The sequence below is a fragment of the Salmonella bongori NCTC 12419 genome, from assembly GCF_000252995.1.
In the GTDB taxonomy this organism is placed as follows: Bacteria; Pseudomonadota; Gammaproteobacteria; order Enterobacterales; family Enterobacteriaceae; genus Salmonella; species Salmonella bongori.
The window spans coordinates 1635477-1657801 of the sequence record NC_015761.1; the positions used below are offsets into that span (position 1 = coordinate 1635477).

The 22325-nt window shown below is 46.1% G+C and carries 20 protein-coding genes and 2 pseudogenes; 8 read left to right on the top strand and 14 right to left on the bottom strand.

All coding sequences use genetic code 11. The features are described from left to right. Window positions 1-68: 68 nt before the first annotated feature. A complete protein-coding gene (locus SBG_RS07685; RefSeq protein WP_001223323.1) occupies window positions 69-3491 on the bottom strand; it encodes a DUF4765 family protein in 3423 nt (1140 codons plus the stop codon). 370 nt (window positions 3492-3861) lie between these two features. Here SBG_RS07685 and SBG_RS07690 point away from each other — a divergent pair. Together SBG_RS07690 and ttcA are read left to right on the top strand one after the other, a co-directional pair. Further along, window positions 3862-4077: pseudogene (locus tag SBG_RS07690) on the top strand (tyrosine-type recombinase/integrase); the annotation flags it as partial. 51 nt (window positions 4078-4128) lie between these two features. Then, entirely contained in the window at window positions 4129-5064 is a 936-nt protein-coding gene (ttcA, locus tag SBG_RS07695) for a tRNA 2-thiocytidine(32) synthetase TtcA (RefSeq protein ID WP_001156227.1), read from the top strand. Window positions 5065-5107: 43 nt separating this feature from the next. Here ttcA and dbpA read toward each other — a convergent pair whose 3' ends face one another. The 5 genes from dbpA to smrA all read right to left on the bottom strand — a co-directional run bounded on the left by dbpA (window position 5108) and on the right by smrA (window position 10242). Next, the gene (gene dbpA, locus SBG_RS07700; RefSeq protein WP_000123670.1) at window positions 5108-6481 is read right to left on the bottom strand and encodes an ATP-dependent RNA helicase DbpA; all 1374 of its coding nucleotides are present in this window, start codon (window positions 6479-6481) and stop codon (window positions 5108-5110) included. A 28-nt stretch (window positions 6482-6509) separates the two neighbouring features. Further along, window positions 6510-6692, bottom strand: coding sequence for a proline-rich small protein YnaL (ynaL, locus tag SBG_RS23565; protein ID WP_024135019.1), 183 nt, complete (start codon window positions 6690-6692; stop codon window positions 6510-6512). Window positions 6693-6968: 276 nt separating this feature from the next. Then, window positions 6969-7952, bottom strand: a complete 984-nt coding sequence (zntB, locus tag SBG_RS07705) for a zinc transporter ZntB (protein ID WP_000644150.1) — start codon at window positions 7950-7952, stop codon at window positions 6969-6971. Between the two features lie 155 nt (window positions 7953-8107). Further along, complete coding sequence (locus SBG_RS07710; RefSeq protein WP_000945591.1) at window positions 8108-9265, bottom strand: methyl-accepting chemotaxis protein; 1158 nt, start codon at window positions 9263-9265, stop codon at window positions 8108-8110. Window positions 9266-9678: 413 nt separating this feature from the next. Then, entirely contained in the window at window positions 9679-10242 is a 564-nt protein-coding gene (smrA, locus tag SBG_RS07715; protein WP_001046806.1) for a DNA endonuclease SmrA, read from the bottom strand. Between the two features lie 283 nt (window positions 10243-10525). Between smrA and ogt the strand changes: the two genes are divergently transcribed. The 3 genes from ogt (at window position 10526) to uspE (ending at window position 13088) form a co-directional block, all read left to right on the top strand. Further along, the gene (ogt, locus tag SBG_RS07720) at window positions 10526-11041 is read left to right on the top strand and encodes a methylated-DNA--[protein]-cysteine S-methyltransferase (RefSeq protein WP_000945023.1); all 516 of its coding nucleotides are present in this window, start codon (window positions 10526-10528) and stop codon (window positions 11039-11041) included. Between the two features lie 195 nt (window positions 11042-11236). After that, window positions 11237-11989, top strand: a complete 753-nt coding sequence (gene fnr, locus SBG_RS07725; RefSeq protein WP_000611909.1) for a fumarate/nitrate reduction transcriptional regulator Fnr — start codon at window positions 11237-11239, stop codon at window positions 11987-11989. Window positions 11990-12140: 151 nt separating this feature from the next. Next, a complete protein-coding gene (gene uspE / locus SBG_RS07730) occupies window positions 12141-13088 on the top strand; it encodes a universal stress protein UspE (RefSeq protein WP_001262137.1) in 948 nt (315 codons plus the stop codon). 50 nt (window positions 13089-13138) lie between these two features. Here uspE and SBG_RS07735 read toward each other — a convergent pair whose 3' ends face one another. Further along, the gene (locus tag SBG_RS07735; RefSeq protein WP_000605644.1) at window positions 13139-13399 is read right to left on the bottom strand and encodes a DUF2534 family protein; all 261 of its coding nucleotides are present in this window, start codon (window positions 13397-13399) and stop codon (window positions 13139-13141) included. A gap of 238 nt (window positions 13400-13637) precedes the next feature. On the opposite strand from SBG_RS07735, the gene SBG_RS07740 reads away from it, so the two are divergent. Continuing rightward, on the top strand, window positions 13638-14669 hold the full coding sequence (locus SBG_RS07740) for a mechanosensitive ion channel family protein (RefSeq protein WP_000493677.1): 1032 nt from the start codon (window positions 13638-13640) through the stop codon (window positions 14667-14669). Between the two features lie 94 nt (window positions 14670-14763). Here the strand turns inward: SBG_RS07740 and SBG_RS23105 are convergent, their stop codons facing one another. The 3 genes and pseudogenes from SBG_RS23105 to SBG_RS07750 form a co-directional block, all read right to left on the bottom strand. Beyond that, window positions 14764-15189, bottom strand: coding sequence for a cupin domain-containing protein (locus SBG_RS23105; protein ID WP_231845629.1), 426 nt, complete (start codon window positions 15187-15189; stop codon window positions 14764-14766). A gap of 66 nt (window positions 15190-15255) precedes the next feature. After that, window positions 15256-15843, bottom strand: a pseudogene (locus SBG_RS23110) (carboxymuconolactone decarboxylase family protein); the annotation flags it as partial. 155 nt (window positions 15844-15998) lie between these two features. Continuing rightward, the gene (locus SBG_RS07750) at window positions 15999-16601 is read right to left on the bottom strand and encodes a helix-turn-helix transcriptional regulator (RefSeq protein ID WP_000163377.1); all 603 of its coding nucleotides are present in this window, start codon (window positions 16599-16601) and stop codon (window positions 15999-16001) included. Between the two features lie 43 nt (window positions 16602-16644). On the opposite strand from SBG_RS07750, the gene SBG_RS07755 reads away from it, so the two are divergent. Next, entirely contained in the window at window positions 16645-17331 is a 687-nt protein-coding gene (locus SBG_RS07755) for a B3/B4 domain-containing protein (protein ID WP_000011090.1), read from the top strand. 18 nt (window positions 17332-17349) lie between these two features. After that, window positions 17350-17688 carry an antibiotic biosynthesis monooxygenase family protein gene (locus tag SBG_RS07760; RefSeq protein WP_000051807.1) on the top strand — a complete coding sequence of 113 codons (339 nt, stop codon included), beginning with the start codon at window positions 17350-17352 and terminating at the stop codon, window positions 17686-17688. A 116-nt stretch (window positions 17689-17804) separates the two neighbouring features. Here SBG_RS07760 and SBG_RS07765 read toward each other — a convergent pair whose 3' ends face one another. The 4 genes from SBG_RS07765 to zirU all read right to left on the bottom strand — a co-directional run bounded on the left by SBG_RS07765 (window position 17805) and on the right by zirU (window position 22231). Then, complete coding sequence (locus SBG_RS07765) at window positions 17805-18344, bottom strand: redoxin family protein (RefSeq protein ID WP_015702893.1); 540 nt, start codon at window positions 18342-18344, stop codon at window positions 17805-17807. Between the two features lie 93 nt (window positions 18345-18437). Beyond that, window positions 18438-19274 (bottom strand): ZirS family two-partner secretion-like system exoprotein, encoded by an 837-nt coding sequence (locus tag SBG_RS07770; protein WP_024135022.1) that lies wholly within the window; start codon window positions 19272-19274, stop codon window positions 18438-18440. A 26-nt stretch (window positions 19275-19300) separates the two neighbouring features. Then, entirely contained in the window at window positions 19301-21307 is a 2007-nt protein-coding gene (zirT, locus tag SBG_RS07775; RefSeq protein ID WP_000232021.1) for a two-partner secretion translocator ZirT, read from the bottom strand. Window positions 21308-21385: 78 nt separating this feature from the next. Continuing rightward, window positions 21386-22231 (bottom strand): two-partner-like secretion system exoprotein ZirU, encoded by an 846-nt coding sequence (zirU, locus tag SBG_RS07780; protein WP_000273681.1) that lies wholly within the window; start codon window positions 22229-22231, stop codon window positions 21386-21388. Window positions 22232-22325 lie beyond the last annotated feature (94 nt).

Consider the following 22325-nt stretch of genomic DNA (forward strand, 5'->3'; position numbering starts at 1 on the left):
ACAACACAGGCTTAAAAGTAACCTTTCATACACGAGAGATGACTACAATACCTGTTCAGGATTTATGATTACTTAGAAGCGTTTGCCTGCCCAATATTTTCTGCATTACCATATGTCCTATCAATTATACCAACAGGCTCCACTGGTGTGTTTTGTGGCATAACCCAGCCGCTTTCACTTACACTACCTCGTGTAAGATATTTGGCTTTTACCTTAACGATAACAAGATAATGCTCCCTGCTGAACCTGTCTGCAACACTAAGGTCCGTGGTATATTCAGGTACGATTCTTCCACTTCTAACCTGCTCTCTGGCTATTTCAACAGAGACAGGCAATACCTCGACATCGGCCCCCTCCATACCTCCTGCTGTTTTAAAACTCACAATCTTTTCAGCCTGCGGACCTATTGTACCTCGGCATAATACAACTTCGGTCTCCCCTGCTGCAGCATCACCACTCTGGTATTTCTTATAAATACTTTGCACATTTTCTTCTGATGTAGGGTATAAATCTTCTGACAGGGAGGGCAGTATGTCTTCCAGTAAGGGTGAATCATCAGAAATCTCCAGAAGATCTTCATCATAACCCACGTCTCCTTCTCTTAACTCTGAATAAGGTTTATCAATATGGCGAATAAGCCCCCCTCCTTTCAGCCCTGACGCCTGATAAAATTCTCCATCAGAAGTTCTGTAAAATGTCATACCTGAATTTTTTCCGCTATCCGAAAAGGTTGCCTGATAGGTTTCTGAACCGGGTTCTTTAGTTAAAACGAGCTCTCTGTCGCCATATTTTATCGTATTAGGCGCTTCCGCTGACAGCGGTGGATATGAGGCTTGTTTTCTGTAAAAGCCTTCTCCTGACTGTTTGTAGTAACCATACGTTTCTTTATCAAAATCTGTAGCTCGATAGAGCCCATCGTTTCCCACTGGACCTAACTCAAGAACTTTCTGATTACTTTTTTGATAAATAAAATCTGTATTTTCTATTGACTCTATAACTTTATAATTACTCCCTTTTTGAATCGGTTCTCGTATTACACCTCTTTGTATTTTATTTTCAACAAATCGGAGGCCTATATACTTTGCATTTGACGCTCTTTCTGTGAACTTCGCTTCAGCAACAGGAACAGCCTCCATACCGATACGTATAATATCTTGCACGTAACCGCATACATCCGCAGAGTTTTCCACAACAGCCCGGTTAAGAATACTGCTGGTACCAGCCAGAGCGTTAAAACCAGGGACAATACTCATTACAATATTCCAGACCGTTCCTAAGAGATGAAGTCCTGCTCTTGCAGCTGGATTTAATGAGGATGTTGTACGATGATGCATAGTATCATCAAGATCAAAACTCAGCTCAATTAATCCTCCCAGCCCCTCCTGAATAACCTTATTAAATCCATAAACAAATTGTTGACCGCCATTCATGGAGAAAACTTTCTTCTTGAACGATTCGAGAGCCTGAACCTGTCTCTCATGTTGTTCTTCTACCGTCAGCCAACTGTCTTGCGCAATATCATTGATCTCGTGAATAAGCCCAACAACGGCCTCTCGCACCATTTTGTTGGTGTCCATTAGTCCTAAGATATCACACTCCTGCATATGTTCCTTCATATGAGTCTCTGCTCGATAATATTTCTCCGCCCAGTCTAGCTGTTTATTGATAGCGGCCTTCATTAACAAACTTAAAGGCTCGTAAGTTTTGGGAAGTGTTGATTTAACACTGTTGGAAAAATTATTATTAACCACAATCTTTCTTGCTATTGTGTTTATTTTTTTATCATTAACTGGCCCTGTTATCTTTGCACACCAAAAAATAATATTACGCATAATAATAAAATTATTTTTTATGCCTTCAGGACTAAGCAATACTCTATCACCACCATTCCTGGATAAATGGTGTATCACTAATTGAACCAGCTTAAAAAGATTCTTCATTGTTTTATTATTAAAAGCGCTCTTTCCTCTTTCTTTTCTACCGAAAGAGACTATTTCTAACGCTGTAATAATAGCCTTCTTACCATAGAATGCCTCAAAGCTTGAACCAGAAATAGCAGGAAAATTTTCATACAGGACTTTCGTATAATGGCTTTCCCTTGCCCATAAAGGCCTCCCTGGCATAGGTGGTTCATGTTCAGTGCTGAAATGCAAAGGATGAACCAGCATATCACGCGCAATTATTTCATATATTTTATATTGATGTTGAATGTTTTCTTTTACAAAAGATAGAAAAGAAACGTGACTTCCATCATCGAGGATAATGAGTTTATCTCTTAAATGAACTAAAAGACCTTTGAACATATATTCAGCAGCAATAGTCCTTCCATTATGGGTCCACTGCCCAATTTGAGAAAATGCGAGTAATTCATGATAGCCTCTTTTATAACTATTTGCCTCTTGTTCTTCTCCAAGCTGTTTGAGTATTGCGACAAACGGTCCTCCTGCAACAGATGTAAAATGATCAAATACGTTATCTAACGCCTTACCTAGCGGATGAGGCTCCATATTCGGGGCAGGATGATCCTCCGGGAGAGCCCTTTCATATCTGTGTAATTCTTTAACTGGTAAAAAATCATTCTCACCTTCTGAATTACCATTTTCTATCCTGGAATTACCAGATGTTACTGCTAACCTTGATGATAATAACAAACCAGTTACTGCAATGTTTTTAATACTCCTATCCATTTTATGAATGGTTGCTGACTGAAAATCATTGTTGCTATGAGAGGATAAGAAAATTTTCCTTTGAATTTCCTTTCCCTCAAATATAATTTGCTCAGTACTTTTAGGTGGAATAGTTACGCTATCCACATTAAATAACTCATGTTCACCACTCATCGTTGCCTGAGAAAAACACGATGGTGTATGTGCAATTGCAGCGGGATCAATCTCTTTATGAATAACATTAGAGTAAATGTTTGTAACTTCATCGTTTGCATTTAAATGATCGTGCAAAATATGTTTTAGAAATAGATCTAGCAACAATTTTTCTGATGTAATACTATTTACACAGTTGTGAACGTCAGGGGGAATTGGATAGCCATTTTTATCAAATGGAAGAGATAAATATCCTCGCTCCCCATCAATATTTTCGTAACTATAGTTTGGAGATATTTTTACCTCGCATTTATTGGTGTCTACATTGTCATTTATATTGTTCTCTACTTTATAATTAACCAGCCTACGGAAGGTTGCACTATTCAAATAATAAAAATCCAATGTTGATTTAATATCTTCACATATAATCTCAGGTGTTGGCTCAAAGAAGAAGTCATAAATATTTAAGCTGTACTTTTTTTCATCGTTGGCTATCTTATCCAGCTTAATATAAGCTTCTGGTAAATTAGACACTTGCTCATGAAAGATAGCATCATGATAAAGTCCATCTAGCATTGAAAGGTACTGTAAGGTATCACAGCTTCTGATAGCTTGCATCTTTACCGTCTGCTGTGATTCTCTGATTGATATATTACTTAATGTTATACGCATCACGTTCTCCTGCCAGAATTATGGCATACATAATAAGGTGTAGATATCAGGTAGCAATTCTAATCGAAATAATTTGTCTGAAATGTATATATGAAACATGCTATTTTTAATTCAACAAGACCATCAGAATAGGCAAGAAAATTTTAAATAGTATACAGTAAGCTGATCTTAACCAGCAATAGGGACACGCGACTAAGTGAGTAAACTCGCAACCAGAGGTCGCTCACATGACAAAACCAGCATCAACCATTAAAAAGATCCGCAGGCATTACACGCCTGAATTTCAGTTGAGCTCGTTACTTCTTAACGGACCTGGCTGCGTGATGTATATAGTCGACAATATCCGAAGGTAATATCCCTATTAAGTTGAAACAACGCTGTAAAACGTGCTGGCATTCGTCGCCGTAATCCGTACCATACGCGACATGCTTTTGCCTGCTGGCTGTTGACAGCAGGAGCGAACCCGATACTTATAGTCGGTCAGATGGGGCATGAAACTGCGCAGATGGTGTATGAAATTTACGGTATGTGGATTGATGACATGAACGACGAACAGGTAGCGATGTTGAATGCGCGGTTGTCGTAGTAACAAAGCTTGCCCCCAATTTGCCCCATTTAGTACCAGAGAACTGAAATAATGCAAGAAATTCAAAATCATACAAAGAAAGAACAATACAACCTGAACAAGTTGCAAAAGCGCCTGCGCCGTAACGTTGGTGAAGCGATTGCCGATTTTAATATGATTGAAGAAGGCGATCGCATTATGGTTTGCCTTTCTGGCGGTAAAGATAGCTATACGATGCTGGAAATTTTACGCAATTTACAGCAAAGCGCCCCGATCAATTTTTCTCTGGTCGCCGTTAACCTTGATCAAAAGCAGCCGGGCTTCCCGGAGCATATTCTGCCAGCTTACCTGGAACAGTTGGGCGTAGAATATAAAATCGTTGAAGAAAACACCTACGGCATTGTTAAAGAGAAGATCCCGGAAGGAAAAACCACCTGCTCGCTGTGCTCTCGTCTGCGTCGCGGTATTCTGTATCGTACAGCGACAGAACTGGGCGCCACTAAAATCGCCCTGGGCCATCATCGCGACGATATTCTACAAACACTATTTCTGAATATGTTCTATGGCGGAAAAATGAAAGGGATGCCGCCGAAGCTGATGAGCGACGACGGCAAGCATATCGTGATCCGCCCGCTGGCTTACTGCCGCGAAAAAGATATTGTCCGTTTTGCAGAGGCGAAAGCCTTCCCTATCATTCCTTGTAATCTGTGCGGTTCACAACCTAACCTGCAACGTCAGGTGATTGCCGACATGCTGCGTGACTGGGATAAACGCTATCCAGGACGTATCGAGACAATGTTCAGCGCCATGCAAAATGTGGTGCCTTCTCATTTGTGTGATACCAGCCTGTTTGATTTCAAGGGGATCGCTCACGGCTCCGAGGTCATTGATGGCGGTGATCTGGCATTCGATCGCGAAGAGATCCCTTTACAACCCGCAGGCTGGCAGCCGGAGGAAGATGACATGCCTTTAGAGGCGTTGCGACTTGATGTTATCGAAGTGAAATAGACTGCAGGCGTCTCAGCGTTCTGCTGAGACGCAACTTTATCTGTTACGTTAACAGTCGAACCCGGCAAGATTTTCCTTTAATCTTCCCGTTCTGCAACTGTTTGCACGCTTTTTGCGCCACCGACTGACGTATGGCGACGTAAACGTGCATCGGGTGCACGTTAATTTTGCCGATATCTGCCCCATCCAGTCCTATGTCGCCGGTCAACGCCCCCAGGATATCGCCCGGACGCATTTTCGCTTTTTTACCGCCATCAATGCATAAGGTTGCCATTTCTGCGGCCAGCGGGAGCAGCGGTTGCTGAGCGGGCGCATTCAGCCAGTTCAGCTTAAGTTGCAGCATGTCTGAAAGTATATTCGCCCTCTGCGCCTCTTCCGGAGCGCAGAGGCTGATCGCCAGCCCGTGGCTTCCGGCGCGCGCTGTACGGCCAATACGGTGGACGTGAACCTCCGGGTCCCAGGCCAGCTCATAGTTAACGACCAGCTCAAGCGATTTTATATCCAGGCCTCGCGCGGCGACATCGGTGGCAACCAGAATGCGCGCACTACCATTTGCAAAACGTACCAACGTCTGGTCACGGTCGCGTTGTTCGAGATCGCCATGAAGCGATAACGCGCTCTGCCCTACTGCATTAAGCGCTTCACAGACAGCCTGGCAATCTTTTTTAGTATTGCAAAACACCACGCACGAGGCTGGCTGATGTTGGCTAAGCAACCTTTGCAGCAGCGAAATTTTTTCATTCGTGGATATGTCAAAGAAGTGTTGTTCGATAGCCGGTAGCGCATCTACCGTATCGATTTCAATATGCACTGGCTGTTGCTGTACACGACCACTAATCGCCGCGATAGTGTCCGGCCAGGTGGCTGAAAACAATAACGTCTGGCGTGCCGCGGGCGCATAGCGGATCACCTCATCAATGGCATCACTGAACCCCATATCCAGCATTCTGTCTGCTTCATCCATCACCAGAATTTGCAGAGCATCCAGCGAAACGGTTCCTTTTTGTAAATGATCGAGCAGGCGCCCCGGCGTTGCGACAATAATATGAGGCGCGTGCTGTAGAGAGTCGCGTTGCACGCCAAAAGGTTGCCCGCCGCATAGGGTCAGAATTTTGGTATTCGGCAGAAAACGGGCCAGCCGACGTAGTTCCCCGGCGACCTGATCTGCAAGCTCCCGCGTCGGGCAAAGCACCAACGCCTGCGTCTGAAACACGCTGGCGTCAATTCGATGCAAGAGTCCAAGACCAAACGTTGCCGTTTTGCCGCTGCCGGTCTTTGCCTGCACTCGCACGTCACGTCCCGCCAGTATAGTCGGTAATGCAGCGGCCTGAACAGGCGTCATCTCAAGATAGCCCAGCTCAGTAAGGTTACTGAGTTGGGCGGCGGGCAAAATATTCAGGGTTGAAAAAGCGGTCACAATTTAGTCTCGCGGTAACGACTCATAGTCAGCAGGCGCGTATCCTCGCAGATCCGGGCGCTTGATGCGACATTTTAATCGGTTCTTCGTCCGGCGGGGGGTCAGGCATTGGCTGAGGACGAGGAAGCGGCTCGGGAATGGGGACGGGATCCGTTGGAATTGGGTCCGACAAGGTTGTGCGCAGATACAATAAGGTCAAAAGACAGCTCATATTACCCTCCGGAATGGCAATCAGACTCTTAAAGGGTAGACGCGGATACTCTACAGGCAAAAAAAAAGCCGACTAATCTAAGCCGGCGTTGTACGAATCAATTGTGCTATGCAGTAATTCAAAAAAGGAAGTAAGACAATATGGAGCGCAACGCCCATCGCTTGACGTTGCATTCACCTGCGGATGAGATATTGCCCCGAATAGGGAGATGGTTTATTGACTTCGCTCAAATTTCTCGGCGTTTTTTCATCCCAACAGGCTTAAAAAGCGTTGTTGTTACAACCATTTACTGCGATGCAACCATAAAGTAACACCACCGATCAGGACAACTAACAGAATGCAAAACAGCGAAAAACCAAACCGCCATCCGCCGCCGGGAATCCCTCCCAGATTGACGCCAAATAATCCGGTTAAAAAGGTGCTGGGAAGAAAAACCATTGCCATAAGCGACATTGTATAGGTTCTGCGCGCCAGCGACTCCTGCATCACCTGGGCAATTTCATCCGCCATGATGCCCGTACGTGCTATGCAAGCGTCGATTTCATCCAACCCTCTTCCCAGTCTGTCGGCGATATCCTGCATTCTGCGACGGTGATCGTCGGTCATCCATGGGAGACGTTCGCTCGCCAGCCTTGCGTACACATCACGCTGCGGCGCCATATAGCGGCGCATGACAATAAGTTGCTTACGGAGCAACGCCAGGAAACCGCGCGGCGGAATTTGCTGGTCAAGAAGGTTATCTTCCAGATCAATAATTTTATCGTGGAGTTGTTCAATAAATTCACTGGCATGATCAGTTAATGCATCGCACACATCAACTAACCAGCTGCCACAATCTGCAGGCCCCGTCCCTTCTTGCAGATCGCTCACGACATCGTCCAGCGCCAGCACCTTTCGCTGACGGGTGGACACAATAAGACGCTCGTCCATATATAGACGCATGGCGACTAATTGGTCCGGTCGCTCGTCTGTGCTGCCATTAATACAGCGCAATGTAATTAGCGTCCCCTCTCCCATACGGCTTACCCGCGGGCGCGAACTTTCACCCGCCAATGCATCGCGCACATTATTGGGGAGTAATGGCGTTGAAGCCAGCCAGCGGGCGCTGTCCGGATGGGTATAATTGAGATGTAGCCAACAAGGATGCTGGCTATCGATCACATCATTATCTTCGAGCGGTTTTACTCCACCACGGCCATCCAGTAGCCATGCGAAAACGGCATCCGGCACGTTCACATCTGATCCCTTAATGGCTTTCACAGCGCCTCCACATTACGACTCTCATGCCGTTAGTCTAGCTTTCAGCGAAGGTTAAGCAATCTCTCATTTTCGCAATGTCTGAAAAGATGACTCAAGCAAAATGATGGGAACCTCAGTAAAAAGCGTCTTAACAACAAGTAGTTACCCAAAACGTATTAATCGGCCTTTCCGCGTTTGCTGGCTACAGCGAGAGACGACACATGAGGAGGAGACAGAAGAAGCACGCTATCATCTGCCTGGCCTAAGTGAAATTTGTCCGTTTTAGTCTGTAATTCGATCACTTGCGCTTTTAGCACATCAGAAGAAGCCGATAACGCTTCAACCATTAAAAGATGGCTATGGGTTGTACTTTCCAGATGGCTTAACGCCAGAGTTATCTGACTGATACCTTTCTCTTGCTCCCGGGTGGTAGTCGATATGTCATTCACCAGCAAATTTAATTGTCCGGCGCCACTGACAATCTCCTGCATATTTTTTTCCGCCTCCTGTACAATAGCAGCCCCCTGTCGCACATTGTCATGCGTAACGTCAATCAGCGCTTTGATGCTTTTTGCCGCTTCCGCGCTGCGATGTGCCAGATTACGCACTTCCCCAGCCACGACGGAAAAACCTTTTCCATGATCGCCCGCACGCGCTGCCTCTACCGCCGCGTTGAGCGCCAGAATATTAGTCTGAAATGCAATACCGTCAATTAACGAAATAATCTCCGTCATCTGCGACGCGCAGTGAGTAATAGAACGCATATTTTCTGCAACACGCACCATTAGTTCTCCCCCCTGACGGGCGTATTGGGTTGCAGAATCCGCCTGAATACTCACCATTCGGGTATTGTCCGCATTGTTTTTAGTACTTGCCACCATTTCGTCTATACTGGCGGCGGTTTGACTTAACGAGGCCGACTGTTGTTCCGTCTTTATCGATAACGCCATACTGCGCGCCGCCAGCTCTTCAGAAAGCGTCATTGCCGTATGTGAAGAGGAACGGATTTCGCTCACCAATGCGGAAATATTTTCCGACAGACTATTAATACCAGGAATCAGCCGTCCTGCACAATTATTGCCAAATTCGGATATATGAATAGACAGGTTCCCCGCCGTGACTTGTTCAATACTTTTTTTAACGGTGTTAATAGGCACAACCAGATAGTGAGTTATATACCACCAAAGTAGTAATATTGAGATCAGATAAATGACATTGCACGGAATTAATACACGATAATCGCGAAGAAATATTATTTGTAAAATATCCAGCAGCAAAAACGTACACAGTATGAACAGAGTAATACAGGTCCTGATACTAATATTTCTTAACATTTTTGGTAGCCTACGACCAGAGCAGGAGACAGATTTTATTTTTATAGCATTTCAGAAATCTATTACCATTTATTTTTTTACATTCTTTATATTCAATAGCAGGCAATCACAATTTCACTTAGTGCAACAGATAAATCCACCACGTTTATCATAATAGTATATTTCTCTATAAGCGTTGACAATTGACGCCTTTATCACCATTTTCTACTTAAAAATTAAGTTGGATGCCCCTACCTCTTAATAGATGCTTAAACCGGTAAAGGAATTAATGGCCAGGAGTGATAGAAATTGATGGCAGAGCCAACGCGTTGAGAAGCGGAGCACGCTGTTACGACTATGTCCGCTTAATGTTGTGGCGAAAATTACGGTATCATGTTCCTGCGCCGGCAGTCCGCCCCACCAGGATCAGGGACTTAGCGGCTACGCTTCGCATGACGTTCCCAGTTATCCTGTTTCGCCTGAGCAGTTTTACGTAGCGCAACATAACAGGCTCCCCCACCGCCGTGGTGTGGTAACGCCGAACAATAAGCCTGTACGCCCTCAAACTCTGTCAGCCAGCGAGCCACATAGCTACGGATGATATTGGCATGCGATTTCTCCTCTCGTCCTTTGCCATGAACAATCAGGACATTACGCAAGCCTTCTTTCTGCGCTTCAACAATAAATCTGAACAGCATTTTCCGGCACGTCTCAACCGGCTGGCGTAACAAATTGAGGCTGGCCTGCTGCGGGTATTTGCCACTACGCAATTTGTCGATAACCCCCTGCTGCAATCCTTCCCGGCGAAATTCAAGCGGTTCATTCAGCGGCAAAATATCCAGAAACCCCGTTGTCAGAAAGTTATCAAGCTGAAGCGTGTCGATACGCTGGGGCGCTTTAAGGTTACGCGTTGGCTGCCAGTGTACATCAGTACGGCGTTTAAGTGGCTGGACATCCTCCATGGCGTCAAGAAACAGCGCTTTGTCGTCAAGGTTCATGATTCATCCTCCAGCGTGTTGCGACTGTCGCTATCATAACCGCGCCCTGTTATACCGACAACGGTTTACAGTTATTTCCAATAACAGTGTCATCCGGTGAAATAAAACGCTTCGCCTTAATGGGGTTCGATACGGGTAAGGAGGTCGTTTATTTTTTCTCCGCCAGCGCTATTACTGTCGCTAAATGTGTTATCCCTGACTCGCTTTTAAGGAGTATGGTTGCGGATATTCCTGGCATGCTATCTTATCTCTTATGTAAGGCTAAAATAATGTGAGAGAACGGATGCTAAGATTACTTGAAGAAAAGATAGCCACGCCATTGGGCCCCTTATGGGTGATATGCGACGAACAGTTCCGACTCCGGGCCGTAGAGTGGGAACAGTATCGCGATCGTATGGAGCAACTGCTGGACATACATTATCGCTACGAAGGCTATGAACGCATCACTGCGACGAACCCCGGTGGACTCAGCGATAAGCTTGCAGATTATTTTGCAGGTAACCTCGCCGTAATTGATACTTTGGAAACCGCCACAGGGGGAACACCGTTTCAACGGGAAGTATGGCAGACCTTACGTACGATCCCCTGCGGTCAGGTAATGCACTATGGCCAGCTGGCAGAGCGACTGGGCCGACCGGGAGCGGCGCGCGCAGTGGGCGCAGCGAACGGCGCGAATCCAATCAGTATCGTTGTACCGTGCCATCGCGTCATCGGTCGCAACGGCACCATGACCGGATACGCTGGTGGCGTTCAGCGAAAAGAATGGCTATTACGCCATGAAGGCTATCTTTTATTATGAACATACAGGCAAAAAGTGCCTTATTGATCACACTTTTATGTAAAGCAAATACAAATAAATCCAGTATTTTCAAATAGATAAAAACATTCATTAAACTTATACTTGAATTATTCCTTCTCCGGGATAGCTCAGACTTACGCGCTCACCAAAAAGATGTTAAAATTGACAAATATCAATTACGGCTTGAGCAGACCTATGATCCCGGAAAAGCGAATTATACGGCGCATTCAGTCTGGCGGTTGTGCTATCCATTGCCAGGATTGCAGTATCAGCCAGCTTTGCATCCCGTTCACACTTAACGAGCATGAGCTTGATCAGCTTGATAATATCATCGAGCGTAAAAAGCCCATTCAGAAAGGGCAAACTCTGTTTAAAGCAGGTGATGAACTGAAATCGCTCTATGCTATCCGCTCCGGAACGATTAAAAGCTACACCATTACCGAGCAAGGCGACGAGCAGATTACTGGATTCCATTTAGCAGGCGACCTGGTGGGTTTTGACGCCATTGGCAGCGGCCATCATCCGAGCTTTGCGCAAGCGCTCGAAACCTCAATGGTATGTGAAATACCGTTTGAGACGCTGGACGATCTGTCCGGCAAAATGCCTAACCTGCGTCAGCAAATGATGCGTTTGATGAGCGGTGAAATCAAAGGCGATCAGGATATGATCCTGTTATTGTCAAAGAAAAACGCCGAAGAACGTCTGGCTGCGTTTATTTATAATTTGTCCCGCCGTTTCGCGCAGCGTGGTTTTTCACCGCGTGAATTCCGCCTGACGATGACCCGCGGCGATATCGGCAACTATCTTGGCTTAACAGTCGAAACGATTAGCCGGTTATTAGGGCGTTTTCAGAAAAGCGGTATGCTGGCGGTGAAAGGTAAATATATCACTATTGAAAACAATGACGCACTGGCGGCCCTGGCTGGCCATACGCGCAATGTTGCTTAAACATCGATTAAACCATTGATGTCATCTTCTGCCATATCGCTAAATTTTTCTGATTTATTGATCTGGCAGAAGCTCTTCCTGCTGTTTCATTTACCATATTTGAGTTACTCTTTAGTTACAAACTGCGATGACAGTTGTAAGGAGACCCTGTATGGCTATGTATCAAAATATGCTGGTGGTCATCGATCCCAACCAGGATGATCAACCCGCATTACGGCGAGCAGTTTATTTGCATCAACGGATTGGCGGCAAAATTAAAGCTTTCCTGCCTATTTACGATTTTTCGTATGAGATGACCACCCTACTTTCTCCTGATGAGCGCACTGCTATGCGCCAGGGTGTAATAAGTCAACGCACGGCCTGGATACGTGAGCAAGCGAAATATTATCTTGAGGCTGGCGCCCCTATTGAAATAAAAGTGGTCTGGCACAATCGTCCCTTTGAGGCCATTATCCAGGAAGTAATCGCCAGCGGTCACGATCTGGTCCTGAAGATGGCGCATCAACACGATCGACTGGAAGCGGTCATTTTTACCCCCACCGACTGGCATCTGCTGCGTAAATGTCCAAGCCCGGTATGGATGGTCAAAGATCAGCCGTGGCCTGAAGGTGGTAAAGCACTGGTTGCTGTGAATCTGGCCAGTGAAGAGCCTTATCACAATGCCCTCAACGAAAAACTGGTAAAAGAAACGTTGCAATTGGCGGAACAGGTTAACCATACAGAAGTTCACCTGGTCGGCGCCTATCCCGTTACACCAATCAATATTGCCATTGAGCTGCCGGAATTTGATCCCAGCGTTTATAACGACGCCATTCGCGGTCAGCATTTACTGGCAATGAAAGCGCTGCGGCAAAAATTCAGCATTGATGAAAAAGTGACGCATGTAGAAAAAGGATTGCCTGAAGAGGTTATCCCGGATCTTGCCGAACATCTCCAGGCGGGGATCGTTGTGCTTGGCACCGTTGGCCGTACCGGTCTCTCCGCCGCATTTCTGGGCAATACAGCAGAACAGGTTATCGACCACCTACGCTGCGACCTGCTGGTCATTAAGCCTGATGAGTATCAAACGCCGGTTGAGTTGGACGACGAGGACGACTAACCACACCTGTTATGCCGGATGGCACGCCGCTATCCGGCATAACGGCGCAATTAATGGCTCTCATCCCCGCCGAGGAAATAAATTCCCAGGGGAATAGCCAGCAGAACAGTAAATACCAGACTATAAACGCAAATCATTGCTGACTGAATGGCATACATGGAGCTTGTCCACTCAGACAGGGGAATATGATATTGTTCAATCACGCCGCCAATAGTCGCACGCGTCACCACCGATGCGGCAACGATAAACACCGCCAGCAGGCATAACAGAAATTTTTTCCCCTTTGCCGATTTCAGCTTCATCATGATCATAATATCGTCCTTTACAGATGGCCTTTGTTACCTGAAAGTAACAATACCATGACAATCGCACAATGTCTGCCCTGTAAAGGGTGACATTATATTTACATGAAAAGCAACCTGCTGAAATTAAAGCCAATAATGCTATTTCTCCTTTTGACTTATCGATGCACTGAACGATTATCCTGGGTAAAATACCTGTTAATAAGGTCATTCTGAGCTGTTATCGCAGGAAGGAGCAGAAACACTCATGTTCACTGAATTTTTTCTCAAAAACGCGTTTAATCTGACGATACTTTTCAGTTGCGGCATGGCGTTACTGGTCGTGAGATTCTGGCTAAGCCGTAATGTACAGTGGAAAAAAGGATTCACATTCCATGCGGCGCAGTTTTTTATTTATGCGATCATTATAGGAACCGTTGGGAGCATCCTGAATAATGCTATTGAAGATTATAATTTACGGTTTATCTCTTCCGGGGTTATTGATTTTATCTGTACTTCACTCATTGCGCTTATCCTGACGATAAAATTGTTCCTGATTATTAACCAGTTTGAAAAAGCGCAGGTCAATAAAGGCCGGGACGTCACCAGCACCCGTATTCTCGCGCGTGTCATAAAAATTACTATTATTGTTGTGATTGTCTTACTGTATGGCGAACACTTTGGTATGAGTCTGTCGGGCCTGCTTACCTTTGGCGGGATCGGCGGTATCGCCGTCGGTATGGCGGGCAAAGATGTCCTCAGCAATTTTTTCTCCGGTATTATGCTCTATTTTGATCGCCCTTTTAGCATTGGAGACTGGATTCGCTCACCTGACAGAAATATCGAAGGTACGGTCGCTGAAATCGGCTGGCGTATCACGCGGATTAACACTTTTGATCATCGTCCGCTGTACGTGCCTAACTCCGTCTTTTCATCGATTAGTGTGGAGAACCCAGGTCGGATGACAAACCGTCGTATTAAAACGGTGATCGGTTTGCGTTACGAAGATGCGGATAAAATTGGCGTCGTCGTTGATGCCATCAGAAATATGCTACAGGCGCATAACGATATCGATCAAAAACAGACGTTGCTGGTCTATTTTAATGAATTCGCCGATTCTTCATTGAATATTATGGTGTATTGCTTTACCAAAACGACAGTATGGCAGGAATGGCTTGCCGTACAGCAGGATGTGTACCTGAAAATTATTGCGATTGTCCAGGAAAATGGCGCAGACTTCGCATTCCCAAGCCAGACGCTCTATATTGATGACCCTGAAGCCGTACCAGCGATAAAATAAAAATAACCTGTGCCCGGGAGTGCTTATTGGGCACAGGCGCTCATTATAGTGAGATACTGCGCCATTCAGCCACTTATGCGCGCCACGCCGTCTTTCAGGGAAGTAGGTTGTACTCTTCATCCGCAACAGGTTCCAGCCACTCATTAGAGGCGCCTTCTGCCGGAATTTCTACCGCAATATGAGCAAACCAACGGTCGTGAGCCGCGCCATGCCAGTGTTTTACGCCTGGTGAGATATGCACAATATCGCCCGTTCTCAGCTCCCGCGCGGGTTGATTCCACTCCTGATACCACCCTCGTCCTCCTGTCACCAGGAGAATTTGTCCACCGTGATGATGAATATGCCAGAAGTTACGACAGCCAGGCTCAAAAGCGACATTACCGATCACAACGCCCTGGGTTGACAACATCGTCAGATAGCTGTTGCCGGTAAAATATTTCGCATAGGTTACATTTTTCTCTCCGCGCGGAAAAATCGTATTGCCGTCAAATCCCGCATCTCTTTTCTCCTGCGGAGAAATAGCGGATGCGGAACCCTCATCGTTATCCGCCAAAAACTGTGCGAGCGTCATACCAGCGTTGGCTGCGATGGTTGAATCACATCTCATAGCCAGAACACGGATAAAATCCCCCAATTGCGCAGCGGTTAATCCATTATGCATACTAATCGCGAAATGGCTCATTAACTGGCTATTAACGCCTTCCATCGCCGATAATGCTGCAATTGTCACCAGTTCACGGGTTTGCCAGTCCAGCACATCACGCTGAAAAATATCGCCAAAAAGATGTGCCTTTAAATAAACATCAATGGCGGGCGAAAAAGTAAACAAGGCACCACTCACCGGTTGACCAACCAGTCTGGTCTGGTTCTCTGTGCCGAACTGCAAGCTATTCCAGTCTGCAGGCATCGGTGTCGCGGTAGCCCCCTCTTCGTCCTGGATGCCCTCTTTTTTACGCGCCTCTACAACGTTCATCAAACATGAGAGCGCGTTCAGGCTACGGGGAAAGCCACAATAGGCATACAGTTGAACAAGAATTTCTTTCAGCTCATTAATTGTCAGGCCCATAGTTAGCCCATCGTTGAGCGCATTTTCTAGTTTTTCAATATCCCCTCGGGCAGTAAAAGCCGCCACGGGAATGGCGGCCTGTTGCCTGACGCTTAACGACATTGACATAGTGGGTTCTCCGGTAGACAGACTGAATCACTTAATGGACGAAAAGTATAGGTCCCTGACATACCGATGATTAGATGGGAAAAGAAAAACAAACTTATGATTACCACTCATAAATGACGACGGAACGTATCAACGCCCCGCCTTTCTGTTAATGATCAGCGATGCTTTTCACTCACCGTCATGGTAAATTCAACCACCTCATAAGTGTCATTAAGGTAGGCATGAGGCATATCGGTTCTGGCTACAGCGGAGCACCCCTCTCCAATAATAAAGCGGCTATCGTCCACCGTTAACGTTAGCGTTCCCCGATTAACAAACAGTAGCTCGCAAGTGCCAACCGGATGCCCTTCCGATGCATATTTTTCACCAGGATGCATTACCCATTGCCACAGCTCTACCATATCTGGCCCGCTGGTCCCCGCCATCAATTTCGCGCTTCCGCCTTTTTCACCGCGCCACAGTACCGCAATGTCATTCCGGTCAATAAGATGAACTCGCGGTTCGCTGGCAACATTGACAATATCCGCCACGGCTACGCCCATCGCTGCGGCTATCTTACATAACAGCGCGATGCTGGGATTGGCTTTACAACCTTCAATTTCCACTAACATGCCTTTACTCACACCGGAACACCGAGCAAGCTCATCCAGCGACATCTTTTTCTGGCGACGAAATTGTTTAATACGTTGGGAAACGGCTTCATTTATCGTACTGACATCCGCACTACTGACGGTCGATAAGTTGACTTTTTTGGTCATCGGTCGTTATCATAGCTTAAAATAGTCATTACAGGATTATGCGATGTCTTTTACGTTACCGTCAATCAGCCCGGACCTGGCCCGTATCGCTCCTGGTTTCCGTGCATTAAGTATTAATGTGATTGCCGCGCCGGTTCGTGATGTGCAGGTCGGAGAAACCGCGCTAAAAGAAGCCTGTCAGGCTGTACTTAACGGTCAACCGGCATGGGGTCAGGCGCATATAGACGCATGGAATGCAGTATTTAAAGCCTTTGGCGCAAAACCCAGGCGTACGCCATGCTCCGCAGAAGCATTACGAAAGCGTGTCCTACGGGATGGAACAATGGCGGCGCTGGATCCGGTGGTTGATCTCTATAACGCCGTGAGCCTGCGCTATGCCATACCGGTTGGGGGCGAAAATAGCGCGGCTTATTGCGGTTCGCCGCGACTGGTCTTCGCAGACGGTAGCGAAACATTTGATATTTTAAAAGAGGGACAGCCCGCTACCGAATCGCCGGAGCCTGGCGAAGTTATCTGGCGAGATGATATGGGCGCAACCTGTCGTCGCTGGAACTGGCGTCAGTGTGTACGCACCCGACTAAGCGCCTCGGATAAGACAATGTGGTTTATCCTTGAAAGCTTGCCGGAAATGCCGCTTGATGAAGTGTACGCGGCCGGAAACATGTTGACTGATGGCCTTGAAAAGATGATGCCAGGTGTACGTTTTGAATCCACATTGATCGGTGTTTGACCGGGCAGGAGAAATTTCATGTCGCTGTTTCTGACAAGCTTTATTTTCGAAAAAAAAGAGTACGACGCCACGTTTTATCAACTGGATAGCTGTATTGAACGCTATGTACAGGCCATTGAGGGATACATTGGAATGGAAAGCTACACAGATGCGGCAAGTGGAAGAATAATCAATAATTATTACTGGCAGACTCGCGAAGCGATGGAGTTATTAATCAATAACTTACAACACCAACAGGCTAAATCACAAAGCCACAAATGGCTTTCTGGCTACCAGACGATTATTGCAGAAATTCAGGAAAGCCATAACAGTAATCTGCCCCACCCGCTGGCCCCCTTTTCAGTTCCTTATGCGTGATGCAATAGTATTTGTGTGAAGTGTGGGGGCGCTACAGGAAAACGCCTGTAAAAATATGCGCCCCTGCATTGCCGGTAATTCGGTATTCTGTGCAGGAGCGGAGCTGATATAAGTGATTAGTAAACAGGAATATGAGTGATATCTCGTGGTACAATAACACGCGTAACCACATTGTTTTCATCACACTCTATCAACGCTCTGGCAAAAATACTGAGCTCATTGATTTTTAGTCCGGAATTATGCAAAAACTGGCGACAAGCGTAATCAGAGATAAAGATTATTCCGGGATGAATATCATGTTCGCGAATAAAACGGGCCTGAGCAAATGGCGTATCCATACTCAACACATATACTGCCCGGTTTGAGTGGCTACCCGCAGATTTTAATCTGTCACTGTACTCTTTAACCTGCCATTCACAAACCGGCGTATCCAGGGACGGGACGACAATAATCCGCTTTTTTATACCCGGGATACAGTAACCCGGCAATAAATCATGGTTCACCAGCCCCTTTGTGCAGGGTAACGTTTTACCTTCAGCCAGTATGCCAGGGTGAAGTGTCAGTTGCGTTTTTCCAAAGGCCACTGAGTACTCCTGCCCCAATGAAATATAATCTTGTGCTATTACGGGTGTCATAAAAGTCCTTTCTTTTAACATTTATATTATTTCAACCATAATAATTATTTAGCACCCCGCTAAAAAACCACATGAATATCCATAATAATAAGATGATGATAGCAAAATTATTAATCATTCCTGTTTTTTTATTCTACTTTTCCCTACCCCGGATATACTCAAGCCACTTTTAACCTCCATTCCAAAATATTTATATCCTAATCTTATACTTCCACGTGAAGAACCTCCTTTGTAAGTTATCGTATCAATATACTCTCCAGGATTACTCCCTGCTTTCATACCACCAGTAGTAGCCCAATTCCCTACTAAACCATGGGCCGGCTTGAGTTCATATGGTTTAATATTAATGGGGCTATTATTTATATCTTTAATAATAATCGTTACAACAGCACTTTCTCCGGGCATCAAGGAGGTTTTATCTGTACTAATGGCAGATAGATCAGGGCTCAATTTAACTATACGTTTTGTTTCCAAAGTATGACGCTCAGAAACCGATGGTACAGGACTATATCCTGATGCTGAGGCCGTATCCGTTTCGTTATAATGATCAATTCTTATCTTTGAGCCCACATCATCTTCACCAATACTCATTTTATATTTACACGGTTTTTCGCGTAGAAGCTCATGCAATGAGTTGTCTTTCGTTACACGGTAATAGGTACATACTGTGGTAGCCGTTTCATTAGCTTGATATTTTTCGGTATCAGGATCGCGGACGTGCGCCACCCACCCTGATTTTAAAAGCATACCAGGTATAGGTATAGTTGTTTCAGCATACCCACTATCCCCATTCAGATTTAAGCTATAATCACTAAGCGGCGAGCTTGGCCTATGTCCAACACTCGGCGCTGTGGGAGATGAAAGTATCCCGACCGTCGCCGAATCTGCGGAGACGCTTATCGGTACGGCCGCTGAAAGCAGGCTGCAGATGATAAGGTAAGTTTTTGATATGCGCACTATTACTCCTTTTTAATACCTTAATTCGCATAGGATGCTGCGGTAGAACTTTTGGCATTTTCTTTATCAGAAATAACTCTGACGCGGATATACTTATTCTGAAGCGATTCTCCATTAAGACTATAAGGGATAAGCCAGGTGGCTTTTGTCGCCCCCGGTACGGATTTCCAGGATTTCATTTCATCCGAGATTTCCCACTGATAATTAAACGCATCAGTACAGTCCGTGTTATTTACACAAAGCGTTCTGGCTCGCATTTCCGTTCCGATGACTGGCGCGGTAACGCTTCCGTTGGCTTCTTCTGTACCCGGTGTAAAAAGCACCTCCACAGAAGAGATCTTTTGCGCAATAGCGCCTGACGGTGTCTGTAGTAAAATGGCGCCCTTCACCGGATGTTTGTCATCCGGGCCGCTTGCTTCAATGTATAATTTAAGTGAGCGGGCCTCATCGCCAGTATGTTTCACTAAAACCCGTTCGACCCAATGACCGTCACGTTCTGAACCACCCAGTGCTTTAAGTGACAGTCCCGGCGTATCTGAATGATACTTAATATTACGCGGCTTAAGCGATGCCCACTCCTCTTTTGAACGTTCGCGCACATAGTGCCACTCGATAATTTTCCCTTCATCTCCGGCGGGAAGTGGTGTACTGATAACGAAGTTGCCGTCTTCAACCTGAACATCGTCATTGATAACATTTATCCAGGAACGAAAACTGGCCCCATCCTGCAGCACCATTACCGGGATACGTTCGGAGGTCACACGTGTGCCCCGACTGTCGGTTACCGTTAAATACAGACTGAACTCCTGACCGTCGGTCGCCGTCAGCGGAAGCTGTGGCAGAACAAGACCGCTGCCCGAATACCCCTGTTGCTGTAGGCCTGCGATCAACGCCGCATCACCCGACCACTCCATCTTCTCGATCGGATACCGGCTATCGACTGTCGCCATCAGCGTGACCAGCTCCCCGGACAAACCAGACACTGGCATAGCCGTGATCCGGATTTTACTGGCCTGCTCCCGATACGCCATGACGATATCGTAATTACGATCGACAAAGGTATGCCGATTTGTCATATTTGACGGCGCTTTAACGTTGCGATAATCAAGCTGTTCATGCAATGGCGTACCGAACGAATAATTCACTCTTAAACCGCCTTCTGCCTGCGCTCCACCATTACCGGCATCCCGATACCCCGCCCTGACTTCAAGCAAGGGGACAGGATTCCAGACCAGAACCGCGCCTGCAGCGCGGGGATTACGGCTTAACGTACCGTTGCCCAGCAGATCAACTTTATCCCCGTAATACTGCTCATAGGTCAATTCGCCACTAAACCAGGGAAAATCAGGATGTGTGCCTTTTGTTCGCAGATCAAAGCCATACGCCGGACGTTCATCATGCAATTCATGCGCTTCCGATGTTTTCCAGTCAGTGAGAGGGAAATAATAGTTACCAGAAAAGGCCAGACTATCCTTATAGACCTCTCCACCAATGCCGCCACGTAAATGAGAATAGCGAATGTCGGCATCCAGAAAGGTATTGACGCCGAGCAACCAGCCATTGACCTCCTGACGGTAACCCATGCCAACGTTAACAAAGGTGCGCCCATCGAAACTGCTACTGTCGTGATCGCGAAAGCCAAGCTGACCAAAAAGTAAAGAAGACGTTGTTTCATGGGCAGGAATAAATACATCAAACTCTGACGAGCGATACTTCGTCCCGTCTTCAAGGTTGACGCCACCACGAAAAACCATCTCCGGGAAAGCACTCTTCATTCCTTCATTCACCAGTTGGTTCGCCGCCTGTCCAGGTAAGGCCTTTATTTTCCCTTTGGTATAATCCTCCAGCGTTCCCTCTTGCAGATGCGGAGAAATAGACGATGCCGTGCCCGCAATCCACGCCTGAATTTCATTATTGCTATCAGCAATGACGGTTTTCCGATTATCGGCAATGACCGGCAGTGAAATCTGACTGGTAACAATGGCCCATGTTATATATTTAGCGATGGGTTTTTTAGAAAAAACCACTTTATTATCTCCTGCTTAATCCCCCTGCCAGACAGGCAGGGGAAATACTTAAATAAAGTTTTTATTTAGCGATAACCATCAACGACGAGTGGCACGTTTATTTTCCGGCGTTACTTTCGTCGTTTTAGGCGTGACGTGAACACGGAACAATTTATTTTGCTCAGTCCCCTTAATAATATATTTATGTTTTTCAGCGTTAGTATTATTCAGATCGGTGAACGCAGTTGGTGTCCCGGCGTCCGCCATCTGCCAGGTAAAGTTATAGTTACTAACCTCACATTCAGCCGCTGCTGTGGTGGCGCATTCCAGTACCGCTTCAAGGGTGCCGCCCACCACAGGGGTGTTGGCGTCATTGGTACCGTTGAGTTTATCAGTTGGTTTACCACTTTCATTCACCACATTGATAGTGACAGAACGTAGCTTATTAGCGATTGTACCGTCTGCGGCTAAATCACCGCTTACCCCAGAAGTTGTGGAAGTCAATAACACAGTCTCAGGCAAGAATGCACTATCCGGCGTTCCTGTCGCTGTCTTAATTCGATAGACCAATTTAATTTTTTTACCGCCAGCATCAGCAGGGATAATAAAAGACGTACCGGTGGCGGCTGGCGTGCCGGAAGGAACTTCCGCATCATTATCCACCAGATACCATTTAATATCGTCAGCGTTATTCATTTTATCCAGCGATAAAACATCCTTGTCATCATCTACAATAAAAATATTATTGATCTGAAGAGCCGAACCGGTCGTTAGTTCGCCGGATACTTCTACCTTTTTTGCCTCTTTGGTTGCCACAGGGCGGTGACCAACAGAAGCTGGTGTTGCAGAAGATGCCATATCATTGGCTCTGGGGTTTGCCGCCACGTCTACAGAAATCACCGATGCACAAATGGCTAATGCTAATAGAGATCTTTTAAAATACAAAATAATTTCCTTTTATCACAACATGTATAATGTCAAAGACCATGTGAAATAGACTCACTGTCCCTCTTTAACTGCCTGTTAAATTATGCAGTTC

Excerpts from the sequence above, each read along its gene's own strand:
- SBG_RS07685 (WP_001223323.1), bottom strand. The coding sequence starts at position 3,491 with ATGCGTATAACATTAAGTAATATATCAATCAGAGAATCACAGCAGACG.
- ttcA (WP_001156227.1), top strand. The coding sequence starts at position 4,129 with ATGCAAGAAATTCAAAATCATACAAAGAAAGAACAATACAACCTGAAC.
- ynaL (WP_024135019.1), bottom strand. The coding sequence starts at position 6,692 with ATGAGCTGTCTTTTGACCTTATTGTATCTGCGCACAACCTTGTCGGAC.
- SBG_RS07710 (WP_000945591.1), bottom strand. The coding sequence starts at position 9,265 with ATGTTAAGAAATATTAGTATCAGGACCTGTATTACTCTGTTCATACTG.
- smrA (WP_001046806.1), bottom strand. The coding sequence starts at position 10,242 with ATGAACCTTGACGACAAAGCGCTGTTTCTTGACGCCATGGAGGATGTC.
- ogt (WP_000945023.1), top strand. The coding sequence starts at position 10,526 with ATGCTAAGATTACTTGAAGAAAAGATAGCCACGCCATTGGGCCCCTTA.
- fnr (WP_000611909.1), top strand. The coding sequence starts at position 11,237 with ATGATCCCGGAAAAGCGAATTATACGGCGCATTCAGTCTGGCGGTTGT.
- uspE (WP_001262137.1), top strand. The coding sequence starts at position 12,141 with ATGGCTATGTATCAAAATATGCTGGTGGTCATCGATCCCAACCAGGAT.
- SBG_RS07735 (WP_000605644.1), bottom strand. The coding sequence starts at position 13,399 with ATGATCATGATGAAGCTGAAATCGGCAAAGGGGAAAAAATTTCTGTTA.
- SBG_RS07740 (WP_000493677.1), top strand. The coding sequence starts at position 13,638 with ATGTTCACTGAATTTTTTCTCAAAAACGCGTTTAATCTGACGATACTT.
- SBG_RS07750 (WP_000163377.1), bottom strand. The coding sequence starts at position 16,601 with ATGACCAAAAAAGTCAACTTATCGACCGTCAGTAGTGCGGATGTCAGT.
- SBG_RS07755 (WP_000011090.1), top strand. The coding sequence starts at position 16,645 with ATGTCTTTTACGTTACCGTCAATCAGCCCGGACCTGGCCCGTATCGCT.
- SBG_RS07760 (WP_000051807.1), top strand. The coding sequence starts at position 17,350 with ATGTCGCTGTTTCTGACAAGCTTTATTTTCGAAAAAAAAGAGTACGAC.
- SBG_RS07765 (WP_015702893.1), bottom strand. The coding sequence starts at position 18,344 with ATGTTAAAAGAAAGGACTTTTATGACACCCGTAATAGCACAAGATTAT.